Source organism: Erwinia tasmaniensis Et1/99 (genome assembly GCF_000026185.1).
GTDB classification, from domain to species: Bacteria; Pseudomonadota; Gammaproteobacteria; order Enterobacterales; family Enterobacteriaceae; genus Erwinia; species Erwinia tasmaniensis.
This window is the reverse complement of record NC_010694.1, coordinates 694989-714681: the sequence shown is the minus strand read 5'-3', so window position 1 is coordinate 714681 and position 19693 is coordinate 694989. Positions and strand designations below refer to the sequence as shown.

Genomic DNA, 19693 nt, shown 5'->3' with positions numbered 1-19693 from the left:
CTCTAAAAATTATAATGCCCATGAGTTCCAGGAACATCACCTGTATTCAAATTCTTAGCAGGCCTTACATTGAAATGTGGTTCAGCCCCATGTAAAGGTGTTGCTTTAGCATGCCCTAAGCTATGTTCCTGAATAACCACGGTTGAACCATTCTGGTCTTTAAAATGGTATTGTCGAGTTTGTAAAGGAATACCATTTTTATCTCTCACATGATCACCATATCCATCGCCTAATTTAGCCCTACTAACTTCATAAGGATGCTGATTATTAGGTATGCCCGCATCACGTTTAGCCTGCCTGAGTGCATCTCTGCGGCTGACACCTTCATAAGTCGTTTTCTTATGCGGCGAACATTTCATCAACCCCAGCGGATCCACCCACCCATACGGATTCGGCGCATACTGGTATAAGTTCATCCCCCCCGACAGCCCCACCGGGTCCCGGCTAATAAACCGACCGATATCCGGATCATAGTACCTGAAGCGGTTATAGTGCAAACCCGTTTCGCCATCAAAGTACTGGCCCTGGTAACGCAGCGGCTGGTGTATTGTCTCTGCGTCAGCCTCCTGCTGCGCATAGCTCACCTGCCGCGTGTTGCCCCATACACGGTAATCTGCCTGCCAGCAGATATCGCCGCTGCGGTTGCTCAGCTCGCGTGGCATCCCTGCCTGATCCGTATGATACCAGTGGATCTCCGCCTGCTCTTCCGTATCGCCCTGCGTGGCGCTAATCTGCGCCAGCGGCACAAAACCGCTATCCTCGTACACCCACGTATGGCTGCGTGCGCCCCGTATCTCGCTTAACAGCCGGTCACCATCCCAGACAAAGTGCGTGACGCCGAACTTATCCTTCTTCCAGCTGCGACGGCCAAAAGCATCATAGCCGTAGGTGGTGGACTGCTCCACCCCACGCCGTTCGCCGTGCGCTTCCTCCAGCTGATGCTCTGCATTCCAGATAAACCGTTGTCGCGTATGCCGCCCGATGCGTTTCTCCGTCACATTGCCGTGCGCATCGTACTCCCAGCGTTTGTCTTCATATACCCGCATGCGGTTGTCTCGCAACGGGGCGTCCGTCGCCGCTGAGAGCAGATTGTGCGCCGGATCGAAAGCAAAGCGTTCTTCCCCCGCCTGTGTTATCCGACCAAGCACATCGTACTGGTAGCGGTGCACGCCGCTGTTCAGGTCAACCATCTGCTGCAGCTCGCCATTGCGCCGCCAGCCATACTCCCTGGCGACCTTCAGTTTGCCGCCCTGTGAAGCACGCTGAGTGATAAGCCTGCCCGTTTCATCACGCACATACTCAGAGATGAGCCCCCCCTGGCTACGGCGGGTTTCCCGGTGCAGGACATCACGGCTGATTTCGCTGATAACCCGTTTACCCAGGTTGATCTGGATGCGATGTCCGCTGCCGTAATAAAAGCTCTTCAGCTCGCGTCCATCCGGCAGCGTGGAGAGGGTGCGGTTGCCCAGCTCATCATACTGATGACGTAAAACCCGCTCCTTACCCCGTGTCAGGCTTCTCTCCAGCAGCAGCTGCCCTGCCGCGTCATATTCCAGCTCGACCCGACCACCGTGATTAATGCCCGCCGCCAGACGCCCCACGGTGTCATAGCGAAAGCGGGTACGCTGCCAGCGTTTGCTTCCGGCCCGGCTAACCAGCTTTTCCAGCAGTCGGCCAGCGTTATCACGCTGATAGTGCGTGCGGATCTCACTGCTGCCGTTTCCACTGTCACCATATTCGCGTCGCGCGGTCAGCATATCGCCCGCATCATATTCATAGCGGGTAATGCAGCCATCAAAGCCCTGCTCCATCACCAGGTTATCGCGCTCATCGTACTCCATGTGGTACTGCGCGCCGTTTTCATTAGCCAGCAACGCAAGGCGTCTGGCATTATCGTAGCAGTAGCTGACTCGCTGCTGCAGCGCATCGGTGCGCATAAGCGGCAGTCCATCTGCGGCAAGCTGCCATCGGGTTGCCCGGCCTTCTGCATCGGTAAAGGCGATCAGACGCCGCCAGCGGTCATATTCAAAGCTCTCTGTGGTACCGTCCGCCTGGGTGACTATCAATGGCTGACCGTCACGCCCGTGATGAAACCGGGTCATCTGGCCTGCGGCATCGGTGCGCTCCTTCAGCCAGCCGTATTTGTCGTAAGCATACTTTGTTTGGCTCCCCGAACAGTCGGTGTGCGCCAGTAGGAACCCGACACTGTTCCAGCTGAAGCGCTGAATACCCGATGCGGCATCACAAATGCGCACCAGGTTGCCCTCGTCGTCATGGTTGTATTCGGTAATACGCCCCAGTGCGTCCATTTCGCGGATCAGGTTACCCACCACGTCATAGGTAAATTCGCGCAGATTACCCGCCATATCCGTGATACGCACGGGCAGGTTCCACTGCGGATGATAGTCAATGCGCTGCATTTGACCATCTGGCGCGGTGATGGCAGTAGTGTTACCGCGCTCGTCGTAGCGATAGTGGGTAGTGCGCCCGAGTGGTTCAATCACCTTCAGCGGCTGCCCACGTCCGTTCAGCTTCAGCCGCGTATGGCCGCCGCTGGCATCGGTAAACCCCGTCAGATCGTGGTTAGCATCAAATTCATAGCGCGTCTGGCGCCCAAGTACATCGGTAACACGGGTGTACCCCTGACCGTATTCGAAATGCCATTCTTCTCCCAGGCTGTTACGGTGGGCGAGCACTTTGCCCTCCGGCACCAGCCGATCGTAATGGTAGAAGCAGGCCAGCTCACCGGACAGGCGGTGTGCCACCATCATATGGTTGCGATAGTGGAAATCGCGCACCACCTCATCCCTGCCGTTGCGCACGGCCATCAGATCGCCCCAATCTGAGTAATCATACTGGCACAGCAGGTCGGCAGACTCTGGCTCTGAAGGGTGATAGCAGGCAACGCTACTGAGTCTGCTGACTTCCGCCCCTGATGCCAGGGCTATCTGGCGGAAGGAGATGGCAAAGCGCCGCCCGGCGCTGTCGGTGATGCTAACGGGCTGGTGCAGGGCATTGTAGGTCAGGGTAAGAGCGTTACCATGACGATCTTCAATAGCGCTTAACTGCCAGCGCCGGGCCGCCGTGGCATGGGCGAAAATCCAGTGACGGCTGCCATCGCCCTCTGTCAGCCGGTATTGCCCGGACACGGGCTGCGACAGCCAGAGCTGTTCATAACGATGGAAACGGGCGGGATAGCCCGGCAGCACATCGGGAAAGTCGATATTGCGCCCCTGCTCATCAGTGAAGATAACAATACCATCGCGCTTTTCAATACTCAGAGAAAACGGCAGCGACCAGCCCTGTCCAAGCCAGCCGTTGCCGGTGACATCAGAGAAATAGCTGCGCTGCCAGCTCAGTGGCACCGCTGCCGGAAAATCAAAGTCGTTGTCTTCTTCACCCGCCAGCACTTTGATACCCAGCAGCGGATTAACCGGGTTGCCAACGGTAAGATTCAGTTTGCAGGGTTCAGTTTTGCTTTTACCGCCTTTTCCGCTGGCGCTACCGCCTTTATCACTGCCCGCCTTGCGCCCGTTGCGACTGACGGCCTTAGCCTCGTTTTTAGCTGCCCCGCTCTCGGCCTTTACCAGCGCTTTTTCGGCCATTTCAGCGCCCTCTTTTGCCGCAGTTTTCCCCGCTTTGGCGACGTCAACCGCTTTGCCAGCTTTGGCAGCCAGCTTACCTGCCTTAAATGCCGCCCCGCCTCCCGGCACGAAGTTAGCGGCCGCAGAAGCGGCAGAGAGAGCAGCATTGCCGTAATCGCCTTCGGCAGTGTAGATAGCAGCGTTGGCACCGTCCGCCACCGCGCCGACGATGGGCACAGCACCCAATATATCAAGACCGGTATGTACCCAGTCTCCGTAGCTGCTCCACCAGCTTTTTTTTACCTGTGGATTAGCGCTGCCGGCGTTAACGCGGCCCTGAGGGGCGGGTGCATACTGCAATTTGCCAATCGTATTTCCTGTTGCCATATAGATCCCTGTACTTCATTCGGAGCTATGATCAGTTGCATCAAGCGCTGCAAATCATCATGGCTCCGCGAAACATCATTATTTAAATAAGATGAATGACATTCACAAAAATATAGAATTTCATCGCCGTCATAAAACACCTAAGAGGTAATATTCTGACGGAGTGAAAACATCAAAATGGGCACTAACGAGAAAAAAACCTGATAATATTAACTGTAATACCCAGCACACAGGAAATAATCAGCGGCCACTGCACCAGCCCGAGAAAAATATCGAAAGCATCTTTATCGATATATTTCCCTGACAGATAAAGCAGAGGCTGAATAACTGCCAGCATCAGGCAGAAAAGAGTCCGCTTTTCACGCCAGATATTAATGATTAAGAAACAGGAAATTGCGGCCAGGATCACCGCCAACGTCGCCGTTTTAAGTACGGGTGCAAATCCTCTCAGCCATTCTCCCCAATGGAACTCTCCGTCACCGGCCAATGAGATAAGTAGCCATAGTGCGCCATAACCCAGCATCATATTGATGCCAAGAAAAATAAGCGCATGACTGATAACCAGTGCAATTCGCAGCAATCTTGGCAGGGTTAATATTTTTGTGGTGCCCATTTCATCCCTTTTGAAACGGCTTTTTTAGCGATCTCATCGAGTTTATGATCATCCCCTTGTGACCTTCCCTCTTTACTGTACAAAAACGTAAGTACGGACGAGAAAGAATCACCATTATTGGTTTTAACTGTCGGATCGCCACCATGATCAAGTAGCCAGTTTACCGTATTAAGCTGAAAACCAGCCAACGCTTCAAACAGCACCGTACGTCCTACAGAGTCTCTTTCATTCACATCAGCACCGCGCTCAACTAATAAAGCCAGTGTGGCAAGCGAGTTATCAGCAGCAGCACCAAATATCAGCGGAGAGTCTCTGACGATAACTTTTGGGCTCATGCCGCCATCCAGCAACGCCTTAATATATTCCGGGCTGGTCGATCTCGCAGCCACCCCTGCAACGCTTCCCATATCTGGCACACGCTGTAACGGATCGGCACCTTGTTTAACCAGTACTGACATGATCTTCAACTGTTGTGCTTTTTCGTCTGACGCCGCCTGTAAGGCATAAAACAGCAGAGTCATATCCTGGTTACCCGGCTTATTTAAATCGGTGTTCCTGGACAGAGAAACCACAACGTCCAGATTACCGTCATAAATGGCCTGAGCGAGACTCAACTGAGTTCCATGGAAAAAATCTTCAGGTGGATAAGTTTTCATTGCATGACATCCTGAAAGGGTAAAAAGTGATAGCAATATGCTCAACAGGCTTATCCTGCTGACTTTGCAAAAAAAATCCTTTATGTTCATAAAATTCCTCACTGAGACAACAGGATAGATTCATCTTCATGCTTTTCCAGCTCGATACAATGCAGCACCTGATCCATACCATGCTTGCTGACCGTGCTGCCTGTTCCACCTTCCATATCGTGACGTATTCCCACAGATTTTGGTGCCATAACGACGCCAGCACCAAGTGCCCCAAACCCGTAAATGAGCGCAGCACCGCCCCAAAATCCCGGCTCCTGTATTGAGGTCAGAACCTCACCGTTTACCCGATAAGCGTTGATATTTTCAGTACCTTTTGGCGTTACGACAGTCCCACCGTACTTTTCAACCGTGCCCGACTTCAAACCTGCCGCATTATACGTCCAACCGGGTTTACCGCTGGCCTGCGACGCAGCAGAGGCTAATCCTCCCCCCAGAGAGTGGCCTACGATATCAATATGCTCAGCGCTATTTCTGGTCAATGTGCCTATTTTTACCGCTTCCTTATAGTACTCAGATTTTAAACCAATACCCTGCTGGAGATTATTTTTCCAGTCTATCCACTCTGGCATACGCGTACCGCGAAAAACCACCGAAGCAGACATATCATCAGCAAATACACGCTTATCTGGCACGTAAACGCGCGACCTGAAGCCGGGCTGCCCCTCTATTTCGAGATCTGATGACTTTAGCCCGTATTTAGACAATGCTTTTGCATCATCACTAATATCATTCCACCCTTCCGGGATCGGCGGAGTCGGTTTTGTCGCATCGCGCGGCTCATAAACATAGTCAGCAAGGCGGGCTTTTTCCACCCCGGCGTTATTCAGCTCCAGCCGCTCGGCGGCGGCGCGGACTTTGGCATCACTGCTCTGCTTGCCTTTATCAATCAGTGCCTTACGCCGCTCCCACGCCTCATGTTTAGTGATAGCGGCTCCGCCCCGCCCGCCTACTGCCTTGCCGTTCATGGCGAACAGGTCATTAATCCGATTAAGCGGGCTACCGCCGATAAAAGTGTCGGGACTGTGTTCAAGCGACCAGCAGTCGCCCTCAACGGTTCCACTTACCACACCTTTATTGCTCCCGGCTGCATCGCCAATGGTAACGGGCACAAAGCTACGGTCGAAGATAAACGCCGGATGACCATTGAAGTTGACGGAATCTACCGTGCTCTTGGACGAGCCTAACGTTGTGGTGACCGGATAAGGCACCGGGGTAGGGATCCCCGGCGTAAAGCAGGCATCGGGGGCAATGCCCACCACTTTATAAGCCCCATCCTTACGCGCTGCATACTGTTCAGCCATCAGCTTCTCCCGGTTGTCGTTGCTTTAGCAGGCTCGGCGGCAGGGGCACAAACCCGCTGGAATGAGGATCACCGTTAAGACGCGCCGCCAGCATCTGCTGCTGCTGGCGTTCTTCTTCAGCTATAAAGCGCAGTTCAGTCATTACGGGGGACATCAGCTCAGACACCACCGTACGATAGCTACAGTGAATCTTGCGCGTTGGCAGATCGATGACCAGCGTATCCAGCCGCATATCCTGCGCTACTCCGGCTCCCTGTTCGGTAGTCAGGAAAATAAACAGCGATTCGACGGGCACACTCAAGTGGATCTGCTGATCCGCGACTTCGCTCGCGGCAACCAGATAGCGCAGCGAAACCGGTAATCTTTTTAGCGGTTCGGGCAGAGGAAACTGTAGCCACGGATGTGCCCCATTCCAGTAATCAAAGCTGAAATCCTGCGGCAAAAGAGGATGACGATCGCGTTGCCAGGCCTGGTCGTAGCTTCCGGCATGTTCGATACGCCCCTGCCATCCACGGCCATAGAAGCCAAATCCTGCTGGCGCTATAGCCCGATCGATATTCTCTACCGGATGCGTCACCCACTCAATCTGTGGGGCGGGCAGGCGCTGAACCTTGGTTTGCTTCAGGATGGCACGCGGATACCAGCCCATCCCCACGGTGTTAGCTGGCGAAGCAATAGGTTCGGCTCCCGCTGGTTGATAAAATCCTCCGACGGCATATTCATAGCGTAAATCGAGTGACGCGATCGGCTTTGCTTCTCCCAGCTGCCAGCTGGCGATCATCTTGCGCCATTCACGGGCGCCGAAAATTCGGATAAGCCGGGTGGCTTCGCCGATACGTATCCCCGCAGTGAAGCTTTTCACCGCGTTGTCCTGCGGTGCCCAGGCGGTTGCGTTGATCACCACATCCAGTCGTGGCTTGTAAGGTGCCAGATCGCTTTCAAAGCGAGTACTGCTGCGACCGGTCTCACCGAAGTACTCGTCCTGTTCTACCAGTTCCCCCTGCTCTTTACACAGACGGAGCGTGCCAGAATGAATATCCAGATCGTAACTCAGACGGGCCACCACGCTGGTAAAACCGTGATCTTGCTGGTCAAGAGATTCAAATTGCAGCGCGGGAAAAGGCGTTAAATTAATGAAGTTTTGCATAATCAGTTGATATCTATCTGTGTGCCGTCCAGATCAATCATCTTCTCACCAACCAGCTTGATTTTGCTGCCGCTAAGCGTGATGGTGCCATCCTTTTCCAGTACAATTGCCGCCTCGCCGCATACCAGCGAGATTTTATCTTCCGCACTGTAGTCGGCGGTCGTCCCAGCTGAAAGGTTGATATCCTTGCCGCTGTTAACCGAATATTTCATCCCCACGTTATGTATTTGCATTGCGCCAGTGGTGGTCACCCAGCCAGCGCCAACGTTGAGGAGATAAGCCGCGCCAATATTGGTATTTTGCGCCAGGCCCACGTTCAGCATTGAAGCCAGCACGATAGTTTCTGTTTTTGCCCGATCTACCTGCAATGATTGATTACCATTAATACTGACCGATTGATTCTGCCCGATGCGCACTTTTTCATTCTTATCCACCGTTTCAGTCCGGTTACTGTGCACGGTGATGGTTTCATTGCCGTCTACGGTTTCAGTACGGTTCTGGTGGATAGTGATCGTTTCATTCTGGTCAACCGTTTCGGTGCGATCTTTCTTCACCTGTGTGGTTTCATTACCACCAATAGTTTTACTGCGGTTGCTACCAACCAGTCGCGTTTCGTCGTTCTCAATTTCGGTGTCCATATTGCGCTCAGCATGGATCCACACCTGCTCCGCGCCCGCCTTATCCTCGAAGCGCAGCGCGTTAGCGTTGTCCGGCGTGCCGTCCTTCGAGCGGCTCATAAAGCCCATCTGCGTCGCGGCGGCCGGCAGCGCCCACGGCGGCATGCTCGCCTCGTTGTACACGCGCCCGGTGATGATTGGCCGGTCCGGATCGCCGTTGATAAAGTCGACGACCACCTCGTCGCCCACGCGCGGGATCTGCACACCGCCGTAGCCCTGACCCGCCCAGGCGCTGGAAACGCGCACCCAGCACGAGCTGGTGTCGTCGCCCTTCGCCAGCCGATCCCAGTGAAACTTCACCTTGATGCGGCCATATTTATCGGTCCAGATCGACTCGCCCTCCGGCCCCACCACCTTCGCCGTCTGCGGCCCGTGGGTGCGCGGCCACGGCGTGTCCGGCTGTGCGCGGAACGTTACGGCGGAGGGGATCACGCGGATGGCGATATTGTGTTTTGTTCCGCCGGCACCGTCGCCGCTGGCGTACTGATTCTCTTCAAAATCGTAGTACGCCTCGGTAGTCAGGTACTCGCCGTTATCGCTGATAAACGGCGCGTTCAGCACCGTAAAGGTATGGCCCGGCGCCAGCCCCAGCGCGGTACCGGCGGCACCGATCTGCTGGTGCTCCACCTGCCACACCTCCTGGCGGATGCGCGTGTAGAACTCGCCGTGCTCGTGGTCGACAAAGTGGCCCGGCCAGTCGTAGACGTCGATGGCCCCCGGCTGCGGCGAGGCCGGATTCTGCCGCGCCTGGAGCATCCACGCGTTCGGCTTGCGGAAGTCGTAGTCGTCGATGCTGTACATCCCCGGCGTGACGCTGTCCTCCAGCGACCACAACCCGATGCCCTCTGCGCTGGTGCTGCCGCCGGACGGCGTGACGTGGTAAGGGATCGCCTCGTAGCCGCTGAACGGCTGATGCTGCGCCGCCGCGTCCATCAGCACCAGCGTGTGCCCGTCCGCCTCGTGGCGGAAGTAGTAATAGATCCCCTCCAGCTCCATCAGCCGGCTGATAAAGTTAAAGCTGCTCTCCTGGTACTGCACGCAGTACTCCCAGCTGCGGTAGCTGCCGGTCAGGCGGTCTTCCAGCCTGACGTTGTACTCGCCGAGCAGGGTTTTGACGATCTGCGGCACCGTCTGCCCCTGGAAAATACGCAGGTTTTTATCCCGTTTCAGCGGCCACAGGTCCGGCTCCATCATCAGGGTATACACCGCATAGCGCGTGCCGCCCAGCTCCAGGCTGCTGACCGAGACTTTGGTGATTTTACCGTTCAGGTAGCGGGTGCTCATTATCCCCTGGGTGGGGATGGAGATGACGATCGGCTGGCCGAGCAGCGCCTTGCGCTCGATGCGCGCGTCGGTGCTTAACAGCTGTACGCTCAGCTCAAATGAGTGCGACAGCGCTTCGCGCCCGCTAAGACGCCAGAACAGCAGCCCGTCCATCGGCAGCTGGACGGTGATACGGTCAAACATAACTCTCTCCTTAAAACGGCGCCCGCAGGTTGGCGGGCGTGGTCTTTAATTCTGTGGTTTTAGCCGCCGGGCGCGTGGGTTATTTTGATTATCGACAATAACGGCCGCCTGTTTTCTTTGATCTATTTTCAGCGCACCACCAGGTTAATTTTATATCTTCAACAATGGCAATCTTAAGAAAAAAGCTATTTCTTTACCGAATAAAAAGAACCATCAGTGGTGCCAGCATCAGTTAACAGTGAGAGATTTTGACGATCGACCTTAAATCTGAACAGATGTACTGATGTGTCCGGGTCTCCTCCGCAGATTGCGTATTTTTTATCCTCGCGCACATCAACAATATAATAATTCTTATCTGATCCCTCATCAAAATCGTAAGCCAGACAGTGATCCCTTAATGAAGATAATTTGTTATCACGGATCGCCTGATGGACCATCAGTACGGCAATATCTTCATTTTTTTGTTTAATCTGAAAAGTCTTTTCATTTATTGCTAACTTGCTTAATGGCGGAGAATTTGCTGGGAATAAAGCCAGTGAAAAAATAAAGATTAGAGTAATAGCAAGTATATTTCTCATTATTTAATGTATCTTAGTCAGGATCGGTTAAATTTGGCGATCGAATAAATCAGGTTCAGACAAAAAATTGAGATAGTTCGAACAATAGTATCACCTTTATTATCCATACGATGATCTATTATTAATGATCACATCCACCTTCCAGTCTGGTTTACCAGCACCTTATTGCCCTGAGTGACTTTTAGCGTTGGTGGTTCAAAAGAGATATGGTATTCGACAATGCCACTTTTAAAAATAGCGCCTGTGGCATGATGAGTTTTATCATCATCAATGGATCTCCCTCTAAGCTTTATCTTACTGTTATCTTTATTGCGTAAACCAAAATAAGTCACGTCCTGGCAGGATACATTAAAATCCCCACACCCGTTCACAATGGTAATTGTGAAACTATCCGTCGAAAACGTTCTGGTTTTCATCATACTGGTTAATTTCGCATCTTCTTTTTTAAGTGAAAAAGACTTGGGGGCATAGAACTCTCCTGCGATGGGATCGCTAACTAATTTCCACATCATCCCCCGATGATTTATTGAAAGTTCAGCCTTGCCATTTTTTCCACCAAAAGTAGAGTTAAACAATATATTTGCTTTATCGCCGATAACGCTGCCGTGTAAATTATCTTCGCTGTCGTCCGCACAATCGATGCGGTTCCCTTTCTGGGTAACGTAACAATAGCTTCCGTTTAATTTATCAGCAATCTGATTTATCTTTAGTGATAATTTTGAATAAGGCGTGCCATCTTCATCATTAATCACACCACTCCAGTGGCCAGAAAAATCGGGCATGGAAAATACTGAAAAGGAGAGCAATGCGATTAATAAAGCAATGCCATTGACTATTTTACTCATTTATATTTCCGCAGCGGGTCGGGCGCAAGAAAAATTTCAGTGATAACGGTGGTGCTATGGCCACCGTTATCCCTGCAGCCCCTGGTTTACTGGCTAAAATCATCGGCGCGTTGCGCCGTCATCTTCAGATAGCAGCTATCGGCAATAACCGCAGACAGCGTTCCACCGGCTTCCTGAGAGGCAAACGCATTACAGTCTAAATCCCTGAATTTTACCCACTGGCGCTGCGCATCAATAAAGTTCTTTTTCACATCAGAACTCATTTCCGAGATAAACTTCTTGTAATTATCATTCAACCTTTTATCCTGAACGATTATTTCACCCGCAAGACAATCACGCATTGAGACTGTTACCCCGCCCGCTTTATCCATACACTGATTATAGCTGACAGAATAAGCCAGCTCTTTAGCCTGCACGGTAAACGAAAACAGAAGTGCAATAAATGTAGCAATAAATATTTTCATTTTATATCCGGTCCGTTAACATTTTAAACGCACTGTTTTTTTCATCAAGATATCGATTCACTAATCCAGATTTAGTTTTTTCATTTAGCTTAGAAAGGCTATTTACATAGTCTGTTCTGTTGCTGTACAGCTGGTTAATAAATTCCCTGTCAAAATTAACATTATCTACCGGCGTTGTGGCTTTAACTTCATTAACAGCTTGAGTCAGCATTTCCGCCGCTTTACCATGCTGGACAGATGTCGACCATGCAACGTCCTGTACGGCAGCACTCCTCAACGAAAGGTCAACACCCGTACTATCTAAAACTTTTTCAAGTGCTGGCTTAAAGTGTGTTCGCTCAATAAAAGCATGTTGCGCATTGAACATCTCGTCAGGTTGACTGTTAGCAATTTCTTTCCATTTACTCTCAAAAGAGCCGGACTTTTCGGGATTCATACCACTGAACTCTTTAGTCCACTTTGCGCCTTCATTTTGCAAAAACTTCTGCACCTGATGTCCACCTTTAGCTGAAGATGCAAGCTGATAAGCACCATAAGACTTACCTCCAGGATCTCCTCTCCCGGATGAGACAGTTGCCGCAGCCTGAGCATATTGGCCTGGACGTCTTCCGGTCTCATATTTCATTGAAAGGTCGCCACGCCGGTGGCTTTCTGTATCCGAAGAAGAAGGTGGTGATTTTTTTACCGCCGTCCCTTGCTTACTCCCCTTTTTTGCCGGGAACAGCGCCTCCACGGCACTGGTAATATTTGCTTTATGGGATGAGCCCGGCGCGGCGGTCGCTGCCGCGCTACCGTCATTCAGATTCAGCTTACCGCCGGTATTGATAAAGCCATCCTGTTCCACGCAGAAATTAAAGCCCTTGCCCACAATATTGATCTGCCCGCCGGCGGTTAGTTCAATGGCGCTTTCACCGCACTCCAGGCGCAGCGTGGTGCCGGAACCAATCACGTAGGTTTCTGCCGCCGCATCGCTTTTCCCTTTGCCGGTTAGCAGCTGTTCAGCCCCCTTAATGCCGTGCACGCGATCGGTCTCTACCCGGTGCAGCTCACTTTCTCCAACGTAATGACTGTGGTTTTTACCCACGCTGTGGCTGGCGTCATTCTTCACCTGGGTGTCCATATTGCGCTCGGCCTGGATCCACACCTGCTCCGCGCCCGCCTTATCCTCGAAGCGCAGCGCGTTAGCGTTGTCCGGCGTGCCGTCCTTCGAGCGGCTCATAAAGCCCATCTGCGTCGCGGCGGCCGGCAGCGCCCACGGCGGCATGCTCGCCTCGTTGTACACGCGCCCGGTGATGATTGGCCGGTCCGGATCGCCGTTGATAAAGTCGACGACCACCTCGTCGCCCACGCGCGGGATCTGCACACCGCCGTAGCCCTGACCCGCCCAGGCGCTGGAAACGCGCACCCAGCACGAGCTGGTGTCGTCGCCCTTCGCCAGCCGATCCCAGTGAAACTTCACCTTGATGCGGCCATATTTATCGGTCCAGATCGACTCGCCCTTCGGCCCCACTACCTTCGCCGTCTGCGGTCCGTGGGTGCGCGGCCACGGCGTTTCCGGCTGCGCGCGGAACGTCACGGCGGAGGGGATCACGCGGACGGCGATATTGTGTTTTGTTCCGCCGGCTCCGTCACCGCTGGCGTACTGATTCTCTTCAAAATCGTAGTACGCCTCGGTAGTCAGGTACTCGCCGTTATCGCTGATAAACGGCGCGTTCAGCACCGTAAAGGTATGGCCCGGCGCCAGCCCCAGCGCGGTACCGGCGGCACCGATCTGCTGGTGCTCCACCTGCCACACCTGCTGGCGGATGCGCGTGTAGAACTCGCCGTGATCGTGGTCAACAAAGTGGCCCGGCCAGTCGTAGACGTCGATGGCCCCCGGCTGCGGCGAGGCCGGATTCTGCCGCGCCTGGAGCATCCACGCGTTCGGCTTGCGGAAGTCGTAGTCGTCGATGCTGTACATCCCCGGCGTGACGCTGTCCTCCAGCGACCACAGCCCGATGCCCTCTGCGCTGGTGCTGCCGCCGGACGGCGTGACGTGGTAAGGGATCGCCTCGTAGCCGCTGAACGGCTGGTGCTGCTGCGCCGCGTCCATCAGCACCAGCGTGTGCCCGTCCGCCTCGTGGCGGAAGTAGTAATAGATCCCCTCCAGCTCCATCAGCCGGCTGATAAAGTTAAAGCTGCTCTCCTGGTACTGCACGCAGTACTCCCAGCTGCGGTAGCTGCCGGTCAGGCGGTCTTCCAGCCTGACGTTGTACTCGCCGAGCAGGGTTTTGACGATCTGCGGCACCGTCTGCCCCTGGAAAATACGCAGGTTTTTATCCCGTTTCAGCGGCCACAGGTCCGGCTCCATCATCAGGGTATACACCGCATAGCGCGTGCCGCCCAGCTCCAGGCTGCTGACCGAGACTTTGGTGATTTTACCATTCAGGTAGCGGGTGCTCGTTATCCCCTGGGTGGGGATGGAGATGACGATCGGCTGGCCGAGCAGCGCCTTGCGCTCGATGCGCGCGTCGGTGCTTAACAGCTGCACGCTCAGCTCAAATGACTGCGACAGCGCTTCGCGTCCACTAAGACGCCAGAACAGCAGCCCGTCCATCGGCAGCTGTACGGTGATACGGTCAAACATAGATTCACTCCAGGAAAACAGCGCCCGCGCAACGGCGGGCGGGGGATCAGCTTTGCGGATTTAACAGCCACGCACCTTCGTGTTCGATGGTGATGGTCTGGCTGCGCGTCTGGCGGCCGTTGGAGATGCGGAACTGGTATTCACCCGGCGGCAGTTGCAGGGTGGCAAAACCGTTGGGGGATGGCATCAGCGCTTCGGCCTTGCCGTTGATTTCCACCTGCTCACCGCGCGCCAGCTGTAGCCACACCTGTGCCACCGGTGCAGGCGGCGGTGCCACCATGGGGGCCTGTACTGCCGGTTGCTCTACCGCAGCCGGGGCGTTGCTGGCCACCTCCGCTGCCGGTGCCTGGCTGGTTGGCGGCTGCGTACCGTCACCGCCCGAATTCAGCAGCGCACCCACGCCAATCCCCACCAGCACCCCGGCGGCAATCAGCCCCGGCAGCTTGTAACGCTGTAGCCTGTTCACCGCCGTCGCCGTGGGTTCTTCATCCTCCACCGCCACCAGCATGGTGCCGGGGCCATCGACGTTGACCTGATGAATGGCGTCGAGATCCGATTCTTTCAGCTCCATCAGCGCCGCCAGCTGGTCAACGGTCTGCGGACGATCTTCCGCCTGTAGCGCCAGCGCGTGGTCGATGGCGCTCAGCAGCGCCAGCGAGTAGCCCGCCGGACGGCGCTGCGCCAGCGGCCGGTAGTTATCCTCAATGCTGCGCACCACGCTGACCGGCGGCGGCGAACCGACAATCAGCGTATGCAGCACCGCGCCCAGCGCGTAGATATCGGTCCAGGTGCCCTGCTCGCTTTCGTTATCGTCGCTGTACTGTTCGATCGGGGCAAAACCCGGCTTGAGCATAGTTTCGGTTTCATCGGACAGGTTGCCAATCGCCTTACGCGCCGAACCAAAGTCCAGCAGTACCGGCACGCCGTTATCCTGGATCTGGATATTGTCCAGCGAGATATCGCGATGCAGGTAGCCTTCCTGATGGATGGTGTTAATGGCACCAAACAGCGGCGGCAACAGCCTGCGGATCCAGGCTTCGTTAATGATTTCCGGGCGCTGCTGTTGCAGGCGCGACAGGGTGGTGCCGCTGTAGAACGCGGTGCCCATGTATGCCGTATCGTTTTGCACCCAGAAGCGCAGCACGTGCAGCAGGTTCGGGTGGGTAAAGCGCGCCAGCAGGCGCGCCTCCTGAATAAAGCTGTTCAGCCCGGCATGAAAGGTCTTGCTGAAGTGTTCGCTACGCAGTACCAGCGTCAGGTCGTCATTGCGCACCGCCAGCGAGGCGGGCATAAACTCTTTGATGGCGATGGTGCGTTCCAGCTGATGGTCACGCGCGCGGTAAACAATGCCAAAGCCGCCGCCGCCAATCACCTGCTCAATTTCAAACTCATTGAATCGGTAGCCAACCGGTAGCGCATTGGGCATCGTCTGGCTGTTGTCCTGTTGTGACATAATTGATAACTCTCTGATAGCTAATGGCTTTACGCCTCAAACTGACACTGGAATTCGCCCTGGTGTAACGTAACGCGCAGGCGACGGTATTGTTCGTCGCGCGCGCTGGCAGACAGCAGCATCTGGCTCATTTGCGGCAACAGGGTATTGGTAAGAATGGCGTCGACCATACGGCCGCCGGACTCCACTTCGGTACAGCGCTGAACAATCTGGCTAATCACGCTGTCATCCACTTCGGAGATGATACCGTGATTCTCCTCGAGCCGCCGCTGAATACGCTGAAGTTGCAGACGCACGATATTGGCCAGCACCTCATCATTGAGCGGATAGTAAGGCACCACCAGCAGGCGGCCCAGCAGGGCGGGAGGGAACACCTCCAGCAGCGGCGGGCGCAGCGCAGCGGCCAGATCGTCCGGCTGCGGGATCAGTTCCGGGTCGGCACACATGGCGCTAATCAGCTGCGTACCGACGTTAGAAGTGAGGATAATGATAGTGTTGCGGAAATCGATATGCCGCCCTTCGCCATCCTCCATCCACCCCTTGTCAAACACCTGGAAGAAGATCTCATGCACGTCCGGGTGCGCCTTTTCAATTTCATCCAGCAGCACAACGCTGTACGGGCGGCGGCGCACCGCTTCGGTCAGAACGCCGCCTTCGCCGTAGCCCACGTAGCCCGGCGGTGCGCCCTTCAGGGTGGAAACGGTGTGCGCCTCCTGGAACTCGCTCATATTGATGGTGATAATATTCTGTTCGCCGCCGTACAGGGTTTCCGCCAGCGCCAGCGCGGTTTCGGTTTTACCCACCCCGGATGGCCCGCACAGCATAAAGACCCCGACCGGCTTGTTGGGGTCATCAAGACGCGCGCGCGAGGTGCGTACCCGTTTGGCAATCAGGTCAAGGCCGTGGCGCTGGCCGATCACCCGCTGGTTAAGGGTATCCGCCAGCTTAAGCACCGCGTCGATTTCGTTTTTCACCATGCGCCCCAGCGGAATGCCGGTCCAGTCGGCGACCACCGCCGCCACCACGTTGGCATCCACCGCCGAAAACAGCAGCGGGGCTTCGCCCTGCAGTTCATGCAGCTGCTGCTGGCGTTCGGCAAGATCACGATGCAGGCTCGCCTCGTCTTCCGCCGCCTCTGCGCTTAGCTGCCCGCGCAGGGCGATAATCTCGTCCACCAGCGCGCGCTCCTGCTGCCAGCGCTCATTGAGACTGCCGCGCTGTTCAGCAAGCGCCGCCAGCTGCTGTTCCAGCTGCGTCACACGCCCGGCCTCGCCGATGCCGACTTTCGCCTCGCGCCCGGCGATATCGCGCTCAATCTCCAGCGCGTGAATACGATGCAGGCAGTCTTCCAGCTGCGGCGGCTGGGCGCTCTGGCTGACGGCAACGCGCGCACAGGCGGTGTCCAGCAGCGCCACCGCCTTATCCGGCAGCTGACGCGCCGGAATATAGCGATGGGAGAGCCTGACCGCCGCCGCAACGGCCTCGTCCAACAGCAGCACCCGATGGTGCTGTTCCAGCGGGCTGACGGTGCTGCGCAGCATCAGCAGCGCTTTCTCCTCGTCCGGCTCGTGCACCTGCACGGTCTGGAAGCGGCGGGTCAGCGCCGGGTCTTTCTCAATGTACTTTTTGTACTCCGCCCAGGTGGTGGCACCGATGGTGCGCAGCTGACCGCGTGCCAGCGCCGGTTTCAGCAGGTTGGCGGCATCGCCTGTGCCCTGCTGACCGCCCGCGCCGACCAGGGTGTGGATCTCGTCGATAAACAGGACGATCGGCGTTGGACTGGACTGTACTTCATTAATTAGCGCCTGAAGCCGCGCCTCAAATTCGCCCTTCATGCCGGCTCCGGCCTGCAGCATGCCGATATCCAGCAGCCACAGCTGCACCTGTTGCAGCGGTTCAGGCACCTCGCCAGCGGCGATACGCAGCGCCAGCCCTTCCACCACCGCCGTTTTGCCTACCCCGGCTTCCCCGGTGAGTAGCGGGTTGTTTTGGCGACGGCGCATCAGAATATCCACCATCTGGCGGATCTCCGGGTCGCGCCCGGCCACCGGATCGATCTTGCCATCGCGCGCGCGCGCCGTCAGGTCCTGGGCGTACTGCGCCAGGGTTCCCTGCTGCTGCGGCACCTCGCCGCTGGCGGTCTGCGGCGCGATGCTGACCTGCTGAGCTTCTTTGCTGTCGCCAAACACCCGCTCAAACTGCTCCAGCAGCACGTCAACGCTGACGCGGCTGAACTGCGGCGAGATGCTTTTCAGCAGGTTGGCGAGATTGAAGGTTTTCAACAGGCCGATCAGCAGGTGGCCGCCGCGGATCTGCTGTACGCCGAACTTCAGCGAGCCGTAAACCCAGGCGCGTTCCACCGCGCTGTCGATATGTTCGGACAGGTCAGAGACCGCGCTGGCTCCGCGCGGCAGCCTGTCGAGCGCCGCCACGATATCCCGCGTCAGCGCCTCTTCATCCAGTGAAAAATGGCGGATAAGCTGCTGTAGGTCACCGCCCTGATGCTGCATCAGCTGATGCAGCCAGTGCACCAGCTCCACATAGGGGTTGCCGCGCAGTTTACAAAACGCGGTGGCGCTCTCCAGAGAGGTAAATAACAGCGTATCCAGTTTGCCGAACAGTACGGCGCGGCTGATTTCTGACATGGTTGATCCCGGTAGTGAGTATTCTGTTGAAAAACGGCATGATTGCGCGGCGTGCAATCATCATCAGACGGCGGATTGATAAGCGTTAATCGGGTTATCTTTTTAACGATTTAAAGTCAACAACGAAAATAATATAAGCAACAAAGAAGAACATGGCAGAGTATCTTATTGAAGAATCATCCCATGCGGCGTAGCCAAAGAAGCGATATATATCGTCAGCACCAAACTTGATAATCTGATACTGGATAAATGAAAAAATCATCACAACTATAATGGTAAATAAATTATGATGCCTGAAAGTAATTTCACGCCCAGACCTCAAAAAGATAAAAAAAGCTAAAATGGCAACCGAGCATACTTCATAACCGAGGGTAATTAACCAGGAGTTGTCAGAGATAGTCACTTCACTGTACATAATAAATTCAACCTAATTGAGTTGACGGATACTATATGCTGTAGAGGCAACGCCTGTTAACTCCGCAGCCATAGGGACTTTTCCCATCTCTTGCCAACCCCGAAAAAAAATCAGAGTTGATATGATTAAACAAGCGCCAGGAGCCTTGCTTTGGTAACTTACGCGCCATGCCATAGCCGGACAAAGCAATATCAATGCTTGCATAGGCCAAGTCCGCCTTGTTATTACTGTATCCCAGCTTTTTCGCCACTTCTCGATAGGCCTGACGCGTATAACCTTGCTTTTCCGTCCGGTACAGAAGGTAATAACCACTTTCATAGGTGTTGTTCATCCCATGTACAATCAGAGGTGTACCGTATGTCGCACATGCAACCCCTAAGGATGCAGCACAAACACCGAAACCAGCAAACACCTGACTACCACCGCTGACAAAACCTATCTGTTTCAGAAAAAGATTGGCTTTTTTATCCCGAACTGATTTTTCTATCGCTAAGTATTGTTTTACTTTCCCAGAAATAATATCAAACTCCTGAAGCCTTAACCGATCCATCTCTTTTTTGATGATTTCATAGCCACCCTGTACAGACAGGCAGTTAATATCCACTTCATTGCTTACGTAACGAATAAGATCATTAATCTCTTTCTGAAAAAGGTAACGCGTTACACCTTGAGGAAGCCAGGTTTGCGAAAGTGAATAACTCATCTGGCGTAATTGATCTACTACAATTTCAAATTCAGATTTTCTGACACTTGTAAACATAACCACTTCCTTGTTGTTTTTTTA

General features: G+C 54.6%; 14 protein-coding genes. All 14 read right to left on the bottom strand.

Annotated features, from left to right (window positions below):
* Positions 1 to 2: 2 nt before the first annotated feature.
* A complete protein-coding gene (locus tag ETA_RS04335) occupies positions 3 to 3971 on the bottom strand; it encodes an RHS repeat-associated core domain-containing protein (RefSeq protein WP_012440395.1) in 3969 nt (1322 codons plus the stop codon).
* 184 nt (positions 3972 to 4155) lie between these two features.
* Entirely contained in the window at positions 4156 to 4584 is a 429-nt protein-coding gene (locus ETA_RS04330; protein WP_012440394.1) for a hypothetical protein, read from the bottom strand.
* A complete protein-coding gene (locus ETA_RS04325) occupies positions 4563 to 5240 on the bottom strand; it encodes an ankyrin repeat domain-containing protein (protein WP_012440393.1) in 678 nt (225 codons plus the stop codon). Before ETA_RS04325 ends, ETA_RS04330 begins: the two co-directional genes overlap by 22 nt.
* A gap of 98 nt (positions 5241 to 5338) precedes the next feature.
* Positions 5339 to 6592: a DUF4150 domain-containing protein gene (locus tag ETA_RS04320; protein WP_012440392.1), complete on the bottom strand. Its 1254-nt coding sequence runs from the start codon at positions 6590 to 6592 to the stop codon at positions 5339 to 5341.
* On the bottom strand, positions 6585 to 7739 hold the full coding sequence (locus tag ETA_RS04315) for a DUF2169 family type VI secretion system accessory protein (RefSeq protein WP_012440391.1): 1155 nt from the start codon (positions 7737 to 7739) through the stop codon (positions 6585 to 6587). The genes ETA_RS04320 and ETA_RS04315 overlap by 8 nt, the downstream gene beginning before the upstream one ends.
* Positions 7740 to 7741: 2 nt before the next feature.
* Complete coding sequence (locus ETA_RS04310) at positions 7742 to 9883, bottom strand: type VI secretion system Vgr family protein (RefSeq protein ID WP_012440390.1); 2142 nt, start codon at positions 9881 to 9883, stop codon at positions 7742 to 7744.
* 185 nt (positions 9884 to 10068) lie between these two features.
* Positions 10069 to 10461, bottom strand: coding sequence for a hypothetical protein (locus ETA_RS04305; protein ID WP_012440389.1), 393 nt, complete (start codon positions 10459 to 10461; stop codon positions 10069 to 10071).
* 128 nt (positions 10462 to 10589) lie between these two features.
* The gene (locus ETA_RS04300; RefSeq protein ID WP_042958637.1) at positions 10590 to 11306 is read right to left on the bottom strand and encodes a hypothetical protein; all 717 of its coding nucleotides are present in this window, start codon (positions 11304 to 11306) and stop codon (positions 10590 to 10592) included.
* Positions 11307 to 11392: 86 nt separating this feature from the next.
* Complete coding sequence (locus tag ETA_RS04295; protein WP_012440387.1) at positions 11393 to 11770, bottom strand: lysozyme inhibitor LprI family protein; 378 nt, start codon at positions 11768 to 11770, stop codon at positions 11393 to 11395.
* Position 11771: 1 nt separating this feature from the next.
* Positions 11772 to 14396 carry a type VI secretion system Vgr family protein gene (locus tag ETA_RS04290; protein ID WP_012440386.1) on the bottom strand — a complete coding sequence of 875 codons (2625 nt, stop codon included), beginning with the start codon at positions 14394 to 14396 and terminating at the stop codon, positions 11772 to 11774.
* Positions 14397 to 14442: 46 nt separating this feature from the next.
* Positions 14443 to 15849 (bottom strand): serine/threonine protein kinase, encoded by a 1407-nt coding sequence (locus ETA_RS04285; protein ID WP_012440385.1) that lies wholly within the window; start codon positions 15847 to 15849, stop codon positions 14443 to 14445.
* 29 nt (positions 15850 to 15878) lie between these two features.
* Positions 15879 to 18494, bottom strand: a complete 2616-nt coding sequence (gene tssH / locus ETA_RS04280) for a type VI secretion system ATPase TssH (protein ID WP_012440384.1) — start codon at positions 18492 to 18494, stop codon at positions 15879 to 15881.
* A 94-nt stretch (positions 18495 to 18588) separates the two neighbouring features.
* Positions 18589 to 18909, bottom strand: coding sequence for a hypothetical protein (locus tag ETA_RS04275; RefSeq protein WP_012440383.1), 321 nt, complete (start codon positions 18907 to 18909; stop codon positions 18589 to 18591).
* Between the two features lie 31 nt (positions 18910 to 18940).
* Positions 18941 to 19669, bottom strand: coding sequence for a DUF4225 domain-containing protein (locus ETA_RS04270; protein ID WP_012440382.1), 729 nt, complete (start codon positions 19667 to 19669; stop codon positions 18941 to 18943).
* Positions 19670 to 19693 lie beyond the last annotated feature (24 nt).